The 17808-nt window shown below is 63.5% G+C and carries 19 protein-coding genes; 13 read left to right on the top strand and 6 right to left on the bottom strand.

Going from position 1 to position 17808, the window contains the following annotated elements; all coding sequences use genetic code 11:
- The first annotated feature begins 28 nt into the window (after window positions 1–28).
- From cysM to ACEN9P_RS04480, 3 genes are all read left to right on the top strand, one after another.
- Window positions 29–931 carry a cysteine synthase CysM gene (gene cysM, locus ACEN9P_RS04490; RefSeq protein WP_007867183.1) on the top strand — a complete coding sequence of 301 codons (903 nt, stop codon included), beginning with the start codon at window positions 29–31 and terminating at the stop codon, window positions 929–931.
- Window positions 932–1017: 86 nt separating this feature from the next.
- Window positions 1018–1581 carry an NUDIX hydrolase gene (locus ACEN9P_RS04485; RefSeq protein ID WP_495621211.1) on the top strand — a complete coding sequence of 188 codons (564 nt, stop codon included), beginning with the start codon at window positions 1018–1020 and terminating at the stop codon, window positions 1579–1581.
- Window positions 1582–1658: 77 nt separating this feature from the next.
- On the top strand, window positions 1659–1886 hold the full coding sequence (locus ACEN9P_RS04480; protein ID WP_007867181.1) for a sulfurtransferase TusA family protein: 228 nt from the start codon (window positions 1659–1661) through the stop codon (window positions 1884–1886).
- 33 nt (window positions 1887–1919) lie between these two features.
- Here the strand turns inward: ACEN9P_RS04480 and galU are convergent, their stop codons facing one another.
- A complete protein-coding gene (gene galU / locus ACEN9P_RS04475) occupies window positions 1920–2840 on the bottom strand; it encodes a UTP--glucose-1-phosphate uridylyltransferase GalU (RefSeq protein WP_477661231.1) in 921 nt (306 codons plus the stop codon).
- Window positions 2841–2965: 125 nt separating this feature from the next.
- Between galU and ACEN9P_RS04470 the strand changes: the two genes are divergently transcribed.
- Window positions 2966–3979 carry an NAD(P)-dependent oxidoreductase gene (locus ACEN9P_RS04470; protein WP_495621210.1) on the top strand — a complete coding sequence of 338 codons (1014 nt, stop codon included), beginning with the start codon at window positions 2966–2968 and terminating at the stop codon, window positions 3977–3979.
- A 65-nt stretch (window positions 3980–4044) separates the two neighbouring features.
- Here the strand turns inward: ACEN9P_RS04470 and ACEN9P_RS04465 are convergent, their stop codons facing one another.
- From ACEN9P_RS04465 to ACEN9P_RS04455, 3 genes are all read right to left on the bottom strand, one after another.
- On the bottom strand, window positions 4045–6993 hold the full coding sequence (locus ACEN9P_RS04465; RefSeq protein ID WP_495621209.1) for a valine--tRNA ligase: 2949 nt from the start codon (window positions 6991–6993) through the stop codon (window positions 4045–4047).
- A 79-nt stretch (window positions 6994–7072) separates the two neighbouring features.
- Window positions 7073–7288, bottom strand: coding sequence for a DUF2783 domain-containing protein (locus tag ACEN9P_RS04460; protein ID WP_477661228.1), 216 nt, complete (start codon window positions 7286–7288; stop codon window positions 7073–7075).
- Window positions 7285–9051 (bottom strand): FAD-dependent oxidoreductase, encoded by a 1767-nt coding sequence (locus tag ACEN9P_RS04455; protein ID WP_495621208.1) that lies wholly within the window; start codon window positions 9049–9051, stop codon window positions 7285–7287. Before ACEN9P_RS04455 ends, ACEN9P_RS04460 begins: the two co-directional genes overlap by 4 nt.
- Before the next feature lie 320 nt (window positions 9052–9371).
- Here ACEN9P_RS04455 and ACEN9P_RS04450 point away from each other — a divergent pair, with 320 nt between their 5' ends.
- From ACEN9P_RS04450 to queF, 7 genes are all read left to right on the top strand, one after another.
- Complete coding sequence (locus ACEN9P_RS04450; protein ID WP_074580377.1) at window positions 9372–9794, top strand: rubrerythrin family protein; 423 nt, start codon at window positions 9372–9374, stop codon at window positions 9792–9794.
- Window positions 9795–9895: 101 nt separating this feature from the next.
- Window positions 9896–11245 carry a (Fe-S)-binding protein gene (locus ACEN9P_RS04445; RefSeq protein WP_477661226.1) on the top strand — a complete coding sequence of 450 codons (1350 nt, stop codon included), beginning with the start codon at window positions 9896–9898 and terminating at the stop codon, window positions 11243–11245.
- A gap of 23 nt (window positions 11246–11268) precedes the next feature.
- Window positions 11269–11859, top strand: a complete 591-nt coding sequence (locus tag ACEN9P_RS04440; protein ID WP_477661225.1) for a DUF3501 family protein — start codon at window positions 11269–11271, stop codon at window positions 11857–11859.
- Between the two features lie 78 nt (window positions 11860–11937).
- A complete protein-coding gene (gene yaaA, locus ACEN9P_RS04435) occupies window positions 11938–12714 on the top strand; it encodes a peroxide stress protein YaaA (protein WP_477661224.1) in 777 nt (258 codons plus the stop codon).
- 24 nt (window positions 12715–12738) lie between these two features.
- Window positions 12739–13572, top strand: coding sequence for a 2OG-Fe(II) oxygenase (locus ACEN9P_RS04430; RefSeq protein ID WP_495621207.1), 834 nt, complete (start codon window positions 12739–12741; stop codon window positions 13570–13572).
- A gap of 157 nt (window positions 13573–13729) precedes the next feature.
- The gene (locus ACEN9P_RS04425; protein ID WP_495621206.1) at window positions 13730–14626 is read left to right on the top strand and encodes an alpha/beta fold hydrolase; all 897 of its coding nucleotides are present in this window, start codon (window positions 13730–13732) and stop codon (window positions 14624–14626) included.
- Between the two features lie 17 nt (window positions 14627–14643).
- A complete protein-coding gene (queF, locus tag ACEN9P_RS04420; protein ID WP_477661221.1) occupies window positions 14644–15471 on the top strand; it encodes an NADPH-dependent 7-cyano-7-deazaguanine reductase QueF in 828 nt (275 codons plus the stop codon).
- 11 nt (window positions 15472–15482) lie between these two features.
- Here the strand turns inward: queF and ACEN9P_RS04415 are convergent, their stop codons facing one another.
- Together ACEN9P_RS04415 and ACEN9P_RS04410 are read right to left on the bottom strand one after the other, a co-directional pair.
- Entirely contained in the window at window positions 15483–16343 is an 861-nt protein-coding gene (locus ACEN9P_RS04415) for an enoyl-CoA hydratase-related protein (protein ID WP_477661220.1), read from the bottom strand.
- 14 nt (window positions 16344–16357) lie between these two features.
- Window positions 16358–16690: a hypothetical protein gene (locus ACEN9P_RS04410; protein ID WP_477661219.1), complete on the bottom strand. Its 333-nt coding sequence runs from the start codon at window positions 16688–16690 to the stop codon at window positions 16358–16360.
- Between the two features lie 207 nt (window positions 16691–16897).
- On the opposite strand from ACEN9P_RS04410, the gene ACEN9P_RS04405 reads away from it, so the two are divergent.
- Both ACEN9P_RS04405 and ACEN9P_RS04400 read left to right on the top strand, forming a co-directional pair.
- The gene (locus ACEN9P_RS04405; RefSeq protein WP_477661218.1) at window positions 16898–17491 is read left to right on the top strand and encodes a TetR/AcrR family transcriptional regulator; all 594 of its coding nucleotides are present in this window, start codon (window positions 16898–16900) and stop codon (window positions 17489–17491) included.
- Window positions 17492–17514: 23 nt separating this feature from the next.
- Window positions 17515–17808 (top strand): YciI family protein, encoded by a 294-nt coding sequence (locus tag ACEN9P_RS04400; protein WP_477661217.1) that lies wholly within the window; start codon window positions 17515–17517, stop codon window positions 17806–17808.

Below are 17808 nucleotides of genomic sequence, written 5' to 3'. Positions count from 1 at the left end.
AAGCCTCAAATTATGGCACAGTGTGGTCATGAACTATCCCACCATTGAAGACGCGATTGGCAAGACGCCTCTGGTCGCGCTGCAACGTATTTACGCCGCCGAGAACGCCGCACGCGGCAATGTGATCCTCGGCAAGCTTGAAGGCAACAATCCCGCCGGTTCGGTCAAGGACAGGCCGGCGCTCTCGATGATCAAGCGCGCCGAGGAGCGCGGCGACATCAAGCCGGGCGACACGCTGATCGAAGCCACTTCGGGCAATACGGGTATTGCCCTGGCCATGGCGGCTGCGATCAAGGGCTACAAGATGGTCCTGATCATGCCCGAGGACCTGAGCATCGAGCGGGCCCAGACCATGAAGGCTTTTGGCGCCGAACTGATCCTCACGCCCAAAAGCGCGGGCATCGAATACTCGCGCGACCTGGCCGACCAGATGCAGAAAGAAGGCAAGGGAAGGGTGCTGGACCAGTTCGCGAATGCCGACAACCCGCGCATCCATTACGAGACCACGGGCCCCGAAATATGGACAGATACGTCAGGCAAGGTGACACATTTTGTCAGTGCCATGGGTACGACGGGCACGATTACCGGGGTTTCGCGCTACCTGAAAGAGAAAAATCCGGCCATCAAGGTGATTGGCGCCCAACCCAGCGAGGGTTCGCGCATCCCCGGCATCCGCAAGTGGCCGCAGGAGTACCTGCCCAAGATTTACGACCCGCGCCAGGTCGATGAACTGGTGCTGGTCAGCCAGGCCGACGCCGAAGACATGTGCCGGCGCCTGGCGCGCGAGGAAGGCATATTTGCCGGAATCTCGGCCGCCGGCGCTCTCTGGGTGGCGCAGGAAATCGCCAAAACCGTGAAAAACGCGGTGATCGTGTTTGTGGTCTGCGACCGCGGCGACCGTTACCTGTCTACCGGCGTGTTTCCGGCTTGACGCCCAACTGACGAGGGCCTGCCGCTATTGAAAAAATAGCGGTGGCCGCGTTTTCTTTCTTTTATTTTCCCTTCTGATCGCCTGCCATGACCCATGAATTCCGGTTTTGCCCGAACTGCGCGACGCCTCTGGCCATGATGTCGCAGATGGAGGACGGCGGTGAAAAGGCGCGCCTGCGCTGCCCGGCCTGCGGGTTCACCCACTGGAACAACCCCACGCCGGTGCTGGCCGCAGTGATCGAATACCACGGCCAGGTGCTGCTGGCGCGCAATGCGGCCTGGCCGGGCAAGATGTATGCGCTGATCACGGGGTTTATGGAGGCGGGCGAGACGCCGCAGGGCGGCATCGAGCGCGAAATCAAGGAAGAAACCAACCTGGAAACCAGCTCGCTGGACCTGATAGGCGTTTACGACTTCCAGCGCATGAACCAGGTCATCATCGCCTACCACGCGGTTTGCACCGGGGAGGTCAGCCTGTCGCCCGAGCTGGTGGATTACCGGCTGTACGACCTGGACAAGCTCAAATGCTGGCCCGCCGGCACCGGCTATGCGCTGGCTGACTGGCTGCGCACGCGGGGCCATGAGCCGGAGTTTGTGGATTGGGCCACCGTGCTGAGCAAGGTCGAGCCGGAGGCGGGTAGGGGTGAATGAAGCCGAATGAGGCCGGGTATAACCGGGCAAAAGGGCCTTTACGCTTTGCTTAAAATCGCGGCAACCCAAGGATTTTCATGAACATCGACAAAGAACTCGACACCCGCGGCCTGAACTGCCCGCTGCCCATCCTGAAAGCCAAAAAAGCGCTGACGGAAATGCTGAGCGGCCAGCTGCTGCGGGTGGTGTCCACCGATGCCGGCTCGACCCGCGATTTCCAGGCCTTTGCCAAGCAGACCGGCAACGAGCTGGTCGAGCAGCAGGTCGCCGGCAGCGACTTTATCCACGTCCTGAAACGGCGTTAAGTACCGTTGAGGCGCCGCCGGGCGCCCAGGTTTTCAGGCCTGTTTGCGGCGTTCCCGGCCCGACCAGCCTATCTGCAGGTTGTCCAGGTAATTGCGGAAGTGCACGCCCACCTCGGGGTGCTGCAGCGCCAGCTCGACGGTGGCTTCCAGAAAGCCTTCCTTGCTGCCGCAGTCATAACGTTTGCCCTCGTACTGCAGGGCGTAAACGGTTTCCTTGTCGAGCAGGCTGGAGATCCCGTCGGTCAGCTGCAGTTCACCGCCCACGCCGGCCTTCTGGCTGCGGATGTGCTCAAAAATCGCCGGCGTCAGGATGTAACGGCCGGCCACGCCCATGCGTGAGGGGGCCACTTCGGGCGCCGGTTTTTCGACGATTTTTTTCACTTTCATGAGGCCGGCGCTGGCGCCGCCGTCGGTCTCGACGATGCCGTAGCGGCGGGTCTGGTCCTGGGGCACTTCCTGCACCGCCAGAATGGACTGCTGCAGCTCTTTGAACTGCTCGGCCATCTGGGCCAGTACCGGTTTGCCGCCCTTGGGGCCGACCATCAGGTCGTCGGCCAGCAGCACGGCGAAAGCCTCCTGGCCGACCAGGTGTTCGGCGCACAGCACGGCATGGCCCAGGCCCAGGGAGCGGGGCTGGCGCACATAGGAAAAGTTCATGTCTTCGGGCTGGACGGAGCGCACCAAATCCAGCAAAGCGAGCTTTTGAGCTACCTCCAGCTCGTTTTCGAGCTCGTAAGCAGTATCAAAGTGGTCCTCTATGGCCCGTTTATTGCGTCCTGTCACAAAAATCATGTGACGGATGCCTGCCGCGTAAGCCTCTTCCACCGCGTATTGGATCAGCGGCTTGTCGACAACGGGGAGCATTTCCTTGGGCTGGGCCTTGGTGGCCGGGAGAAACCGGGTGCCAAGGCCGGCAACCGGGAATACAGCTTTGTGTAATGTAAATTTTTGCATCGACTTTGATCGGGGAAAAGACTAGAGTGTTGCGTTGTTGATACATGACTCAGGTCGGACAAAGGCTCGACTTGACGTGGTCAAACCGCGCGAATTGCGGTCTGCGGGAAAAAAGGACTCACTGGGTGGACATCTTACTTCTTGACGCGCTGGTGCCCGAGGCAATGGCTTGGCTGGAAACCCGCCACAGCGTGGGTTACCACCCCGAGCTCGCCGACGACCTGACTTCGCTGCGCAAGATCGCCTACAAGACCAAGGGCATTGTGTTCCCGCGGCAGACCGTGGTGACACGCGAGTTCCTCGACTTCCTGCCCAAGATCAAGGCCGTGGGCCGCCTGCATGTGGGCACGGACAACACCGACCTCGAGGCCTGCAAGGAGCGCGACATCAAGGTCGTGCACGCCAGCAGCGCCAACGTGCGCTCCAATGCCGAATACCTGCTGAGCAGCCTGCTGCTGCTGTATCGCCGCGGCCTGGTCTCGGCCCTGATGGGGCGGCGCCACCCGACGACGCAGATGGGGCGCGAACTGCACGGCAGCACCGTGGGCATCCTGGGCCTGGCACCGACGGCGCACACCCTGGCCGGCATGCTCAACGGCCTGGGCGTGCGCCTCATAGGCTACGACCCGGCGGTGCACCACACGGCGCCCATCTGGGAGCGCCTGCGCATACAGCCGGTGTCCCTGTCTGAGCTTGTCAGCCAGGCCGACGCGGTCTCGGTGCAGATGCTGTACGCCACGCGTTTTCGCGGTTTTGTGAATGAAAAACTGCTGGCCGCCTGCAGGCGCAACCAGCTGTGGGTGGGCATCAGCCGCAGCGAGCTGTTTGACGAAGCCGCGCTGGCCGCGGCGCTGTGCGACGGCCGCATCGAGGCCTGCATCCTGGACGGCGCCGAAGCCAGCTTCCTGGGCGACACTTCGCCGCTCAAGGGCCTGAAGAACCTGTTCGTCACGCCGCGCCTGGGCTCGCACACACGCGAGGCGCGCCTGCGCTCGAGCTGGTATGTGGCGCACCGCATGCATGAAGCCATCAGCACGCAGCACAGCGGGATGGACCAGTTGCCGAGTGCGCCCATGGACCTGGAGATGCCGGGGAGCGTTCCGCCCTCGCAATGGTCAGAGCCCGAAACCGTCCGCTGATGACGGGACACCCGCTGATAAAAAAGCCCCGGTAAGCGGGGCTTTTTTGTGGGCGGCGTTCGCGCTTATTTAAGCCGTGCCAGCTGCTCGCGGATTTTGGCCAGTGCCGCCTGGTTGTCGGCCAGGCGTTTGCGTTCCTGCTCCAGCACGGCCGGCGGCACTTTGTTGACGAAGGCTTCGTTGGCGAGCTTGGTCTCGGACTTGGCGATCTCGCCCACCAGGCGGGTCTCTTCCTTTTGCAGGCGAATTTTTTCGGCGGCGAGGTCGACCTCCATGTAGAGGCAAAGACGCGCTTCACCGACGATGGCGACGGGCGCTGACTGTGCCGCGGCGACCCAGCTGGCTTCGTCTTCAAACACCTTCACTTCGCTGAGCTTGGCCAGCGACTTGAGCACCGGCGCCACGCTGTTCATGAAGGCTGCATCGCCCAGCACGAACAGCGGCAGGCGCGTGGCCGGCGAGACCTTCATCTCGCCGCGCAGGTTGCGGCAGGCGTCCACCAGGGTCTTGAGCTTGGCGACATGGGCTTCGGCCTTTTCGTCGATCTTCTCGGGCTGGCTTTGCGGGTAGGGCGCGGTGCCTATGAACTTGCCGCTCTTGCCGGCGATGGGCGCCACGGTTTGCCACAGCTCTTCGGTGATGAAAGGAATCACCGGGTGCGCCAGGCGCAGTATGGCCTCGAGCAGGCGTATCAGCGTGCGGCGCGTGGCGCGTTTTTGCGCGTCGTTGCCGGTCTGTATCTGCACCTTGGCGATTTCCAGGTACCAGTCGCAGAACTCGTCCCAGACAAACTGGTAGATGCTGCCGGCCACGTTGTCCAGGCGGTAGTCGGCAAAGCCCTTGGCCACGTCGGCTTCCACGCGCTGCATGGTCGACGAGATCCAGCGGTCGGCCTGCGAGAAGCTCAGGTAGTTGTGGAACTCGCCGCCGGGCGCGCATTGTTCCTTGGTGTGTTCTTCGAGCCCGCAGTCCTGGCCTTCGCAGTTCATCAGCGTGAAGCGCGTGGCGTTCCAGAGCTTGTTGCAGAAGTTGCGGTAGCCCTCGCAGCGCTTGCTGTCGAAGTTGATGCTGCGGCCCAGGCTGGCCAGCGAGGCGAAGGTAAAACGCAGCGCGTCGGCGCCGTAGCCCGGAATGCCCGCGGGGAACTCCTTTTCGGTGTTCTTGCGCACCTGCGGCGCGGTCTCGGGCTTGCGCAGGCCTTGCGAGCGCTTTTCGAGCAGGGGCGCGAGCTCGATGCCGTCGATCAAATCGACCGGGTCCAGCACATTGCCTTCGGACTTGCTCATCTTCTTGCCCTGCGCATCCTTCACCAGGCCGTGGATGTACACGTCCCTGAAAGGCACCTGGCCGGTGAAATGGGTGGTCATCATGATCATGCGGGCGACCCAGAAGAAGATGATGTCGTAGCCGGTGACCAGCACGCTGGAGGGCAGGAAGAGGTCCAGTTCCTTGGTCTTATCGGGCCAGCCCAAGGAAGAGAAGGGCACCAGGGCCGACGAGTACCAGGTGTCCAGCACATCTTCGTCGCGCGTGAGTTTTTTGCCGGGCGCCTGTTTCTGAGCTTCTTCCTCGCTGGTGGCGACATAGACCTTGCCGTCCTCGTCGTACCAGGCCGGGATCTGGTGGCCCCACCAGAGCTGGCGCGAGATGCACCAGTCCTGGATGTTGTTCATCCACTGGTTGTAGGTGTTGACCCACTGCTCGGGCACAAACTTGACCTGTCCACTGCTCACGGCGTCGCGCGCCTTTTGCGCGATCGATTTGCCGGTCGGGTCCTGCTCGCTGACCTTGCTGAGCGCGACAAACCACTGGTCGGTCAGCATGGGCTCGACCACCGCGCCGGTGCGAGCGCAGACCGGCACCATGTTTTTGTGCGGCACGGCTTTTTCGAGGAAGCCCTGTTCCTCGAGGTCCTTGAGCACGGCCTTGCGGCAGTCGTAGCGGTCCAGGCCCTGGTACTGCTTAGGCCCGTTTTCGTTGATCTTCGCGTCCAGCGTGAAGATGGTGATCAGCGGCAGGTCGTGGCGCAGGGCCACCTGGTAGTCGTTGAAGTCGTGCGCGCCGGTGATCTTCACCACGCCGCTGCCGAAAGCCGGGTCCACGTAGTCGTCGGTGATCACCGGGATCTGGCGGTCGCACAGCGGCAGGTCGACCATCTTGCCGACCAGGTGCCTGTAGCGCTCGTCGTCCGGGTGCACCGCCAGCGCACCGTCGGCCAGCATGGTTTCGGGCCTCGTGGTGGCGATGTGCATGCCGCGCAGCGGCGTGCCGTCGGCGGCTTTTTGCGGGCCGTCGCTGAAGGGGTACTCGATGTGCCACATGAAGCTGTCGCGCTCTTCATTCTCGACTTCCAGGTCGGACACGGCGGACTTGAGGATCGGGTCCCAGTTCACCAGGCGCTTGCCGCGGTAGATCAGGCCCTGCTCATAGAGCTTCACAAAGGTCGAGGTGACCACCGTGGACATCTTCGGGTCCATGGTGAAGTATTCGTGCTTCCAGGCCACCGAGTCGCCCATGCGGCGCATCTGGCGCGTGATGGTGGTGCCGGATTCTTCCTTCCACTCCCAGACCTTGGCGACGAAGTTCTTGCGGCCCAGGTCGTGGCGGCTCTTGCCTTCGCCCTGCAGCTTGCGCTCCACCACGATCTGCGTGGCGATGCCGGCGTGGTCGGTGCCGGGCACCCACAGCGTGTTGTGGCCGCGCATGCGGTGGTAGCGCGTGAGCGAATCCATGATGGTCTGGTTGAAGGCGTGGCCCATGTGCAGCGTGCCCGTCACGTTGGGCGGCGGCAGCTGGATGGAGAACGAAGGCTTGGCCGCGTCCAGCGTGGGTTCGTACTGGCCGCTTTGCTCCCATTCGGGGCCCCAGCGGCTTTCAATGGCGGCCGGCTCGAAGGATTTGGCCAGGCTGTCCAGCCCCGGTGTGGGGACTTTGACGGCCTCCGCGGCGGGAGTGGCGGTATCGGCAGGGGCGGGGGCGGCAGCGTTGGTCATGGGGGCAATGAAAAACGGCATCGAGGGGATGCCGCCTTGGGGTTGGGGGAAACTGCCCCGATTTTATTCGACTGGGCGGCCCGCGGCCGCTGGGCCTCGCCTATCCCGGCGCGGGCGCGGTCTTTGCGGCTGCCGCCACGCAGGCCCGCAGCACGGCGGTGTCGCCCAGCTGGTTGGCCATCAGCAGGATCAGCCGGGCATTGAGCAGCTCGGATTCCTCGCGGCTCAGGCCCCGGTGGGCGTCCAGCAGGCACTCGTAAAAGGCATCGGCGTCCTGAAAATGCAGGCGGGTGCTCAGGGGGCTGTCGGTTTTCATGGGGTTTCCTTTCCGCTGGTGCCGGCGCCCAGCGCGGCGGCCACCGCATGGACCAGCGAGGCGTCCACGCTCTCGCCGGTGGCGGCCACATGGCCGTCGGGCCGCAGCAGCGCCCAAGCATGGCCGAAGACATGGCAGGTCGCCTGCAGGTGGCCGTGCTCGTCGATGACATGCTCCACGGCCGCGGCTTTCTCGCCGGGGCTGACCACTTGCACGCAGCGCAGGCCGGCCTCCACCGACAGCGCCGCCAGGCGCGCCAGCGCGGCGGCGGAGACATCGCCAAAGCTCAGCAGCAGCAAACGGCCGTGGGCCCAGCCCAGCAGGTCCAGCAGTTCGCCGGGGCGGCCGTCGGCCCAGGCAAAACCCACGTTCTGTGTCGCGCGCCCGCCGGCCGGCCCGCAGGCGCTGGAGTGCGTGTAGTGGCTGGGCGTGGACATGCGGCCGGTGTTGACGAGCTGTCTGGCAAACACATGCTCGCGCGCCAGGCCCAGCGCCGCGCTGCGAAACAGCCGCTCAGCGCCGTCGGCCGGCCGCAAAAAGCGCGCCGTGCGGTTGGTGACCCGTACGTTGTGCGTGGCCGCCTCATGGCGTTCGTGGTGGTAGCTGTCCAGCAGGGCGGGCGCGGCGCGGCCCTGCAGCACGGCGGCCAGCTTCCAGGCCAGGTTGTCGGCGTCCTGCACGCCCGAATTGCCGCCGCGCGCGCCGAAGGGGCTCATCACATGGGCGGCATCGCCGGCGAAAAACACGCGGCCGTGGCGCAGGCTGTCCAGGCATTCGCTGCGGTAGGCATAGGGGCCGACCCAGACGATCTCGTAGTCGCTGTCGTCCAAAGCCTGGCCCGACTGGCTCTTGAACTGCGCTTTGAGGCGGGCGCGCACCACGTCCTCTCGGCTGACCTCCTCGGGCTTGGCCTGCGGCGGCATCTGGTAGTCGATGCGCCAGACGCCGTCGGCCATCAGGTGCTGCCAGACGGCGCGGCCCTCGTTGAAGGGCGCTTCTATCCATGTGTGGCGCTCCGCCGGCGGCGGATTCTTGAAGCGCACGTCGGCAATGCACCAGCGGTCGTCACCCTGCTGCGCCGTCACCGTGGCGCCGCACCAGGCACGAAACGGGCTGCGCGAGCCGCTGCAGTCGATCACATGTTCGGCTTCCAGGACGTAGGCGCCGGCCGGCGTTTCGAGTTGCAGCGTCGCGAAGTCCGCGTTCTGCTCAAAGCCGGTGACACGGTGGCTCCAGCGGATGTCGACCGGGCGGTCTTCGGGCGCGGGGCTGTAGAGCTGCTCGACCAGAAAGCCCTCGACATAAAACTGCTGGATATTGATAAAGGGCGGCTGCCGGCTCAGCGAATGGCTTTGCTGCTGGCGCAGGTCGAAGGCGTAGACCTCGTCCTTGCCCGCGAAGGTGCGGCCCACGCTCCACTGCACGCCCCTGGCCGCGATACGCTCGTAAATACCCAGGCGCTTGAAGATTTCCAGGCTTTTTTGCGCATAGCAGATGCCGCGCGAGGACGCCCCCTTCACACCCACGGTGTTGTCCTCGTCCAGCAGCACGGCGCGCACGCCGTACTGCGCCAGCGCGCAGGCCAGCGTCAGCCCGGTGATGCCGCCACCCACGATGGCGACGGCGTGGCGTTTGATTTCGCCCGTGCGCAGCTCCGGCGGCTCCACAAAAGGGTATTCGGGCAGGGCATAACCCGCGCCCTGGGCGAATTCATAGCCGTTGGTGAAGGTGGCGGCCAGCGCGGCGGGCATCTTGTCGGGCATTTGCATTGTCTCCGGCATGGGTCTGCGCCTCTTGTTCTGTTTACCTATTCGTAATCAATCTACCATAACGTAATTAATGCGCGGGCCTGGCCGCTCTCGGGGAGCGGGTGCCATGGCGGCATGTTTTGTAATTAAAAATAATTATTAATGACTTTATGCAGATAGTTTTTATCAATTCCATGCATTGATTCCGGCAATTAGACGAAGCGGCTGAACGGGTCTAAGGTGTCCTGGTCTTCGGTCTTCGCACCTGGACTTTGGCGACGGGGGCTTGAAGCATTGGCGATTTGTTCATCCATCAACCCACGAAGGAGATTTCCATGGCTGCTCTCAAAGGCTCCAGGACGGAAGAGAACCTGAAAGCCGCATTTGCCGGCGAATCGCAGGCCAACCGCCGCTACCTGTATTTCGCGAACAAGGCCGACGTTGAAGGCCAGCCCGATGTGGCCGCGCTGTTCCGTTCCACCGCGGAAGGTGAAACCGGCCATGCCCACGGCCACCTCGAATGGCTGGAGCAGTGCGGCGACCCCGCCACCGGCCTGCCCTTCGGCGGCACGCGCGACAACCTCAAATCCGCCGTCGCCGGCGAAACCCACGAGTACACCGACATGTACCCCGGCATGGCCAAGACCGCGCGCGACGAAGGCCATGATGAGGTGGCTGACTGGTTTGAGACCCTGGCCAAGGCCGAGCGCTCACACGCCAATCGCTATTCAAAAGCGCTGGCCGAACTGGTCGATTAAGCCGTCCCTCGCTGCGCCGCAAGGCGTGGCGGGTTTTGGAAAAGGCTACGCGCGAGAGCCTTTCCCCAAACCCCACGAGAAACCGAAAAGAAGAGGCAAGCATGGCCACAGAAGGCAACCTCCAGGCGCCCACGCGCCACGCGATCGACTGGAAAAACCCGGACTTCTATCACGAAGAAGCGGCCCTGCACGAGATGGAGCGCATCTTCGATATCTGCCATGGCTGCCGCCGTTGCGTGAGCCTGTGCGGCGCTTTCCCCACCTTGTTTGACCTGGTCGACGAAAGCAAGACCGGCGAGGTCGACGGCGTGGACAAGAAGGACTACATGAAAGTGGTCGACCAGTGCTATATGTGCGACCTCTGCTACATGACCAAGTGCCCTTATGTGCCGCCGCACGAGTTCAACCTCGACTTTCCCCACACCATGCTGCGCGCCAAGGCCATCAAGTTCAAGAAGGGCGAGGTCGGCGCCGGTGAAAGGTTTTTGTCGTCCACCGACGTGCACGGCCAGTTCGCCGGCATTCCCATCGTGGTCCAGGTGGCCAATGCGGTCAACAAGACCAAACCGGCGCGCGCCGTGATGGAAAAAGTGCTGGGCGTGGACAAAAACGCCTGGCTGCCGGACCTGGCGACGAAGAAATTCCGCTCGGGCGCGCCCGAATCGCCGCCGCATGCCGTCAAGGACGGGGCCAAGACGCCCGGCAAGGTGGTCATTTATTCAACCTGCTACATCAACTACAACGAGCCCGGCATAGGCCACGACCTGCTCAAGGTGCTGGACCACAACGAAGTGCCCTATGTGCTGGTGGAAAAGGAAAAATGCTGCGGTATGCCCAAGCTGGAGCTCGGCGACCTGGCCTCGGTCAACGCCAGCAAGGAGGCCAACATCCCCGTGCTGGTGAAATACGCAAAAGAGGGCTACGCCATCCTGAGCGCCGTGCCCAGCTGCACCCTGATGTTCAAGCAGGAGCTGCCGCTGATGTACCCCGACGATGCCGAGGTGCAGCTCGTCAAGGAACATATGTGGGACCCGTTCGAATACCTGATGGCGCGCAGGCGCGACGGCCTGCTCAAGACGGAATTTCCCACGCCGCTGGGCAAAATCAGCTACCAGATCCCCTGCCACGGCCGCGTGCAGAACATCGGCAAGAAGACCGAGGAGATGCTCAAGATGGTGCCCGGCACCAGCGTGCACACGCATGAGCGCTGCTCCGGCCATGCCGGCACCTTTGGCGTGAAAGTGCCCTACCACCAGCAGGCCATGAAAATCGGCAAGCCGCTGTTCAAGGCCATGGCCAGCCACAAGGACGGCGGCCTGCCCGACGTCATCAGCAGCGACTGCCCGCTGGGCGGCCACCACATCGCTCAGGGCTTTGAGGTCAACAGCCTGGGCGCGCCGCAGCAAAAACACCCGCTCACCTTGATACGCACGGCCTACGGCCTGAAATAAGCCCCGACCAGCAGGACGCCGCCATGAAGACCATCGGAAAAATCACCCGCGAATCCCTGATGACGCTGGAGGCCTACAGCAAATACCGCAAGGAGAACAAGCCCGCCATCATCGCCCACCGCAAGCTGCGCAGCGTGCGTCTGGGCGAGCATGTCAACCTGCAGTTTGAAAGCGAGACCAGCATCCGCTACCAGATCCAGGAGATGCTGCGCATAGAGAAAATCTTTGAAGAGGAAGGCATAGAGCAGGAGATAGAGGCCTACGCCCCCCTGATGCCCGACGGGACCAACTGGAAGGGCACGCTGATGCTGGAGTACCCCGACGTCAGCGAGCGAAAACGTGAATTGGCCCGGCTGATCGGTGTGGAAGACCGCATGTTCATCGAGGTCGAAGGCCATGCCCGTGTCTATGCCATCGCCGACGAAGACATGGACCGCGAGAACGACGAAAAAACCTCGGCCGTGCACTTTGTGCGCTTCGAGCTGGACCCGGCCATGCGCGCGGCGGTCAAAGCCGGCGCCGGCGTCAAGCTCGGCTGCGACCATACACATTACCCGGCGCATGTGAGCATTCCCGCGGAGACCTTGGCTTCATTGGCCAGCGATCTGCATTAGCCGGGGACTTTGCCGTTCGCGGCCGGAAGTGCAACCCGGCTGTCGTAAAGTGGGGGTTTCGCCTTAATAACTCAAAGCATGCTGTTTCTTATTTCGCCGGCCAAGTCGCTGGACTACGACACGCCGCCGCACGTAGACACCCACACCCAAGCCCTGTTCACGCGCCAGTCGGCGCAATTGATTGAAGTGCTCAAGACCAAGACCCCGCAGCAGATCAGCAGCCTGATGAAGCTGTCGGACGCGCTCGCGGGCCTGAACGTGGCGCGCTACCAGGCCTGGTCGCCCAGATTCACCGCAAAAAACTCCAAACAGGCCGCGCTGGCCTTTGACGGCGATGTGTATGGCGGCCTCGCCGCCAGGACCTTGAGCGCCGCGCAACTCGACTGGGCGCAGGACCACGTCTGCATCCTGAGCGGCCTTTACGGCGTGCTGCGGCCGCTGGACCGCATGCAGCCCTACCGGCTCGAGATGGGCACGGCGCTGGCCACGCCCCAGGGCAAAAATCTCTACCAGTTCTGGGGCTCGTTAATCTCCGACTACCTCAATGAACGCGCCGCCGCCGACACCACGCCCGTGGTCATCAACCTGGCCAGCGAGGAATACTTCAAGGCTGTGGACCGCAAGGTGCTCAAAGCGCGCGTGGTGAGCTGCGTGTTCGAGGAGTTCAAGGGCGGCAAGTACAAAATCATCAGCTTTAACGCCAAACGCGCGCGCGGCCTGATGCTGCGTTATGCGATCGAGAAAAAAATCGCCACGGTCAAAAAGCTTGAGAGCTTTGACGCCGAGGGTTACCGCTTCGACCCCAAGGCCTCGGAACCCGACCGGCTGGTGTTCCGGCGCAAACAGGCCGCCTGAGGCCACGCCCCCCAGCCCGCCACCATGCAAACCCAGGCCATCACGCGCGAGATGCAGGACTGGGTGGCGCAGCAGCTCGCGGCCGGGCATGGGCAGCACGAGGTTTTCCAGGCGCTGCTGGACGCCGGCTGGCATGCCGCCGCCGCCAACCGGGCCTTGGGCTTGCAGGCCGCCGGCGAAGCAGCGCTGCCGCAGCCCGCGCAGGCCGTGCCCCGTGTCCGGGCCGACGCCGCAGGCGCCATGGTGGACGCGGGCGACAAGTGGGTGACGGTGCGCGAACACCGCAGCGCGCCCGAACTCTGGGTGTTCGACAACCTGCTCAGCGCCGCAGAATGCGAGGCACTCATCGCGGCGGCCGAATCGCGCCTGGCACGCTCGCTGACCGTGGACATACGCACCGGCGGCGAAGAGCTCAACCACGACCGCACCAGCCACGGCATGTTTTACACGCGCGGCGAGAACGAGGCGATTCGCCGCATCGAGGCCCGCGTCGCCAGGCTGTTGAACTGGCCGGTGCGAAACGGCGAAGGGCTGCAGGTGCTGCGTTACCGGCGCGGCGCCGAGTACAAGCCGCATTACGACTACTTCGACCCCGGCGAGCCCGGCACCGCGGCCATACTGCGGCGCGGCGGCCAGCGCGTGGCCAGCCTCATCATGTATTTGCGCGAGCCCGAGGAGGGCGGCGCCACGGTATTCCCCGACATAGGCCTGCGTGTGCGGCCGCAGCAGGGCAGTGCGGTGTTTTTCAGTTATGCCTTGGCCCATCCCACCAGCTTGACACTGCATGGCGGCGAACCGGTGAAATCAGGCGAAAAATGGATTGCCACCAAGTGGCTCCGCGAAAGAGAGTTTGTTTGACAGACCACCTTGCCTCATGAATGTCTTATCTGCGCAAATCTGCGTAATCTGCGGATGAATTCTCTTGTCCACAGATGACGCAGATTGAAAGCGGATATCGAGACACGTAGGCGACGCGAGATTGATGCGTTTTGAGGGGCGAAGACCATAATGCCTCATGAAGATCAAAGCGAACAACATCGATATCGAAATCGAAGACACCCACCCCGGCGACTCCACCGGCCGGCCCGTGGTGCTGCTCATCATGGGCCTGGGCATGCAGCTGATCGCCTGGCCGCCGGCCATGGTGCAGGCGATTGCCGATGCGGGTTTTCGGGTGCTGCGCTTTGACAACCGCGACATAGGCCTGTCGCAGCACTTCGATCACCTGGGCTCGCCCAGCCTGCTCTGGGAAGGGCTCAAGTTCCGCCTGGGCTGGCGCATACGCCCGCCCTATGGCGTGCAGGACATGGCCGCCGACACCGTGGGTGTGCTCGATGCGCTGCACATCGCCAAGGCCCATGTGGTGGGCGTCAGCATGGGCGGCATGGTCGCGCAGCGCGTGGCGGTGCTGGCGCCCTCGCGCCTGCTCAGCCTGACCAGCATCATGAGCTCCAGCGGCGCGCGCGGCCTGCCCGAAGCCAGCCCGGCCGTCACGCGTGTGTTGCTCAGCCGCCCGGGCAAGGGCGTGCAGGCTGCGGTGGACCACACCGCGCGGCTGCTCAAGGCCATAAGCAGCCCCGGCTTTCCCACGCCCGACGCCGAGCTGCGCGAAAAAGTCGCCGCCGCGGCGCGGCGCAGCTTCCACCCGCAGGGCGTTGTGCGCCAGATGGTGGCGATTGCCGCCGACAGCAGCCGCGCGGCGGCGCTGGCCCAGGTGAGGGCGCCCACGCTGGTGGTGCACGGCTGCGCCGACCCGCTGGTGCCCATGGCCTGCGGCCAGGACACGGCCAGGCGCATTCCCGGCGCGCGCTTTGAAAGCATTGAAGGCATGGGCCATGATTTGCCGCCCGGGGTGGTGGAGCGTTTATTGGCCCTCTTGATTCCCCACTTCAGGGCCACAACTGCGGGTTAGAAGACAATCGAGTCCACATGAACACCCCTGAACAATCCCAGCTGGGCAAGACCTCGGCCTATATCGACCAGTACGACGCTTCGCTGCTCTTCCCTATCCCGCGCGAAGGCAAGCGCGCCGAAATCGGCGTCACCGGCACGCCGCCGTTTTTCGGCGCCGACCTGTGGACGGCGTTTGAGCTGAGCTGGCTCAACCTGCGCGGCAAGCCGCAAGTGGCGCTGGCCCACATCACCGTGCCCTGCGAGTCGCCCAACATCGTCGAGAGCAAGTCCTTCAAGCTCTACCTCAACAGCTTTAACAACACGCGTTTTGCCGACGCGCGCGAGGTGCGCGAACGCATACGCGCCGACCTCAATGCCGTGGTCGGCACCGGCGTAGGCATCACCACCCTGGGCCCCGAGCTGTTCGACCGCGAACCCGTGCATGAACTCGACGGCCTGAACCTGGATCGCCTCGACGTGGAGTGCATCCATTACCAGCCCGCGCCCGAACTGCTGTTCGCCGAGTTCGACGAGCCGCCCGTCGAGGAAACCCTGACCAGCAACCTGCTCAAAAGCAACTGCCTGGTCACCGGCCAGCCCGACTGGGGCAGCGTGCAGATACGCTACGCGGGACCGCAGATCAACCAGGAAGGCCTGCTGCAGTACCTGGTGAGCTTTCGCAACCACAACGAATTCCATGAGCAGTGCGTGGAGCGCATCTTCATGGACATCTGGACGCGCTGCAAACCGCTCAAGCTCTCGGTCTATGCGCGCTACACGCGCCGCGGCGGGCTGGACATCAATCCCTTCCGCACCAGCCACCCGCAGGCGCTGCCGTCCAGCGTGCGCACCGCGCGCCAATAGGCGGCTTGCGTTTACTGCCCGAACTCGCTGAAGTTTTTCAGCGGCGTCAGCCCCGGGAACTGCCCCGCGCGCTTTTCCTTCATGGCCGTCACGGATTCGCGCACATGCGCGTTGCTCCAGATCGCGCCCTGCAGCCAGCCCATCTGTTTGAGCGCGTCGTCCACCGAGTGGTCGCGCGCATAGTGCACGGCCTGCTTGGTGCCCCAGACAGCCACCGGCGGCTTGGCGGCGATTTCGTTCGCGCACTGCATGGCGGCGGCCAGCATGGCTTCGCTGGACTCAAACACCTCGTTGACCAGGCCATAGCCCTGCGCCCTGGCGGCGGGCAGTCGGCGCCCGGTGTAGGCCAGCTCCTTGACGACGGCCAGCGGCAGCAGCTTGGGCAGGCGCTGCAAGGTGCCCACGTCGGCCACCATGCCGATGTTGATTTCCTGGATGCAGAAAAACGCGTCGGCCGTGGCGTAGCGCAGGCAGCAGGCCGTCACCATGTCGACCGCGCCGCCTATGCAGCCGCCCTGGATGGCCGCGATCACCGGGATGCGCAGGCTCTCGAGCTTGCTGAAGGTGGCTTGCATGCCGGCAAGCAGGTCGAAGATGGCGGCACGGCCTTCGGGGCTGCTGTCGTCCAAGGCGATCTCGCTGCCAAAGGTCTCCAGCGCCATGCCCGCGCTGAAATGTTTGCCGGTGCTCGAGATCACCAATACACGCGCCTCGCCGCTTTGGTGGATATGCGTGAGCGCCGCGTCCAGCTCGCGCCAGAACATCGGGTGCATGGTGTTCATCGCCTCGGGGCGGTTGAGCACCAGGTGGGCGATGTGATGGCTGGTGTTGAGGGTGAAGCAGGTCAGGGAGGGTGGGGTAGGAGCATTCATCCCACCACTCTAGTTCAGACGACCAATTCCAGCCAGTCACACCTGAGACGCCGCGCAAGGTGCGCGCGCGCCCTGGCATACACATACAGGCGCGGCGCCAGTATGCCCAGCACGCACAGCGGGTAAGCCCAGGCCGCCTCAAAAGCGTAGGCCGGCAGCCAGCCCGTCCAGCCCATGAGCCAGGCGGTCAGCACCGCTTCCCAGATCTGGCATTCAAGGGGGTGCGCCCCCCGCTGCGCCTCGCGCCAGTCTTTGACACGCTGCAGCTGGGCCAGCGTGATGTGGTGCCAGTACAGCGACCGGACTGGTGTTGAAGAAGGGTTGGAAGGATCAGAGGGATCAAACATAAAGCCTCCGTGCGAGGCTTCAATGTAAGTTTCGTGAAAGCTTCTGTCAACGGCCGAACTCCGGCGAGTTAGTCCAAACGCCGGACTTCGGCATCAAGAACGACTATCCGGCCCGCGATGAATACGCCGGGATTCTGCCGATCTGCAATTGACGAATTAGGATGACCGTCCTAGAATTCCGCGAAATTCAGATTCATTGCCTTATTCATGGCCACACCGACCCGCGACAGCATCGTCCAAGCTGCAGACACCTTGTTCTATGAGCAAGGGTTCGAACACACATCCTTCTCGAACATTGCGGATGCCGTGAAGATTTCGCGGGGCAACTTCTACCATCACTTCAAGACCAAGGATGAAATCCTGGCGGCAGTTATTGCCGAGCGGCTCAAGCGCACGCGCGCGATGCTGGCGCAATGGGAGGCCGATGGCCAAAGCGCGCAGGGTCGCATCCAGCTCTTCGTTACCCTGCTGATACGCAATCAGTCCAAGATCATGCGCCACGGCTGTCCGGTCGGCACCCTGTGCATGGAACTGGCAAAGCTCGGGCATCCGGGGCAGGGTGACGCCGATGCCATCCTGGATATCTTCCGGGTGTGGCTGCGAGGCCAGTTCCAGGAAATGGGCCGCGGCAAAGACGCGGATGCCCTTGCCCTGCATCTCCTGGCGCGCAGCCAGGGTGTGGCTGTGCTGGCGCAGTCTCTGCACGACGAAGACTTCGTGCGGCATGAGGTGGACCTCATGACAGCCTGGGTCCGGTCTTGTGCCACCGCAAAAAAGGCCGTCTCAAGCGGTTCGCGCTAGTCATCACTTCAAGAGGGTTGTTCATGTTCTGTATTTTTCTCAGGTTTTCAAGCAACAAGGGCCAGGCGGCGCAGCACATGGCGGAGCACAAGCGCTGGATAGGCCAAGGGTTCGACGATGAGGTCTTTCTTGCGACGGGTAGCCTCGCAGGTAATCAGGGCGGTATGGTTCTGGCGCACAACACCACACGCGAAGCGCTGCAAGCGCGTGTGGCGCTCGATCCCTTTGTGGCGGAAAACGTGGTCGAGGCCGAAATTGCGGAAATAGCCCTCAACAGGACCGACGAACGTCTGCAGTTCCTGCTGGGTCACGCTTGA

Source organism: Polaromonas sp. Polasp52 (genome assembly GCF_059491565.1).
The sequence above is the reverse complement of the archived record's forward strand: the minus strand, read 5'-3'. Positions and strand labels throughout refer to the sequence as shown.

Coding starts and splice junctions, on each gene's coding strand:
- ACEN9P_RS04425 (WP_495621206.1), top strand. CDS start 13,730: ATGAAGATCAAAGCGAACAACATCGATATCGAAATCGAAGACACCCAC.
- ACEN9P_RS04430 (WP_495621207.1), top strand. CDS start 12,739: ATGCAAACCCAGGCCATCACGCGCGAGATGCAGGACTGGGTGGCGCAG.
- ACEN9P_RS04465 (WP_495621209.1), bottom strand. CDS start 6,993: ATGCCGTTTTTCATTGCCCCCATGACCAACGCTGCCGCCCCCGCCCCT.
- ACEN9P_RS04405 (WP_477661218.1), top strand. CDS start 16,898: ATGGCCACACCGACCCGCGACAGCATCGTCCAAGCTGCAGACACCTTG.
- ACEN9P_RS04445 (WP_477661226.1), top strand. CDS start 9,896: ATGGCCACAGAAGGCAACCTCCAGGCGCCCACGCGCCACGCGATCGAC.
- galU (WP_477661231.1), bottom strand. CDS start 2,840: ATGCAAAAATTTACATTACACAAAGCTGTATTCCCGGTTGCCGGCCTT.
- ACEN9P_RS04480 (WP_007867181.1), top strand. CDS start 1,659: ATGAACATCGACAAAGAACTCGACACCCGCGGCCTGAACTGCCCGCTG.
- ACEN9P_RS04450 (WP_074580377.1), top strand. CDS start 9,372: ATGGCTGCTCTCAAAGGCTCCAGGACGGAAGAGAACCTGAAAGCCGCA.
- ACEN9P_RS04485 (WP_495621211.1), top strand. CDS start 1,018: ATGACCCATGAATTCCGGTTTTGCCCGAACTGCGCGACGCCTCTGGCC.
- ACEN9P_RS04415 (WP_477661220.1), bottom strand. CDS start 16,343: ATGAATGCTCCTACCCCACCCTCCCTGACCTGCTTCACCCTCAACACC.
- yaaA (WP_477661224.1), top strand. CDS start 11,938: ATGCTGTTTCTTATTTCGCCGGCCAAGTCGCTGGACTACGACACGCCG.
- ACEN9P_RS04410 (WP_477661219.1), bottom strand. CDS start 16,690: ATGTTTGATCCCTCTGATCCTTCCAACCCTTCTTCAACACCAGTCCGG.
- ACEN9P_RS04400 (WP_477661217.1), top strand. CDS start 17,515: ATGTTCTGTATTTTTCTCAGGTTTTCAAGCAACAAGGGCCAGGCGGCG.
- ACEN9P_RS04455 (WP_495621208.1), bottom strand. CDS start 9,051: ATGCCCGACAAGATGCCCGCCGCGCTGGCCGCCACCTTCACCAACGGC.
- queF (WP_477661221.1), top strand. CDS start 14,644: ATGAACACCCCTGAACAATCCCAGCTGGGCAAGACCTCGGCCTATATC.
- ACEN9P_RS04460 (WP_477661228.1), bottom strand. CDS start 7,288: ATGAAAACCGACAGCCCCCTGAGCACCCGCCTGCATTTTCAGGACGCC.
- ACEN9P_RS04440 (WP_477661225.1), top strand. CDS start 11,269: ATGAAGACCATCGGAAAAATCACCCGCGAATCCCTGATGACGCTGGAG.
- cysM (WP_007867183.1), top strand. CDS start 29: ATGAACTATCCCACCATTGAAGACGCGATTGGCAAGACGCCTCTGGTC.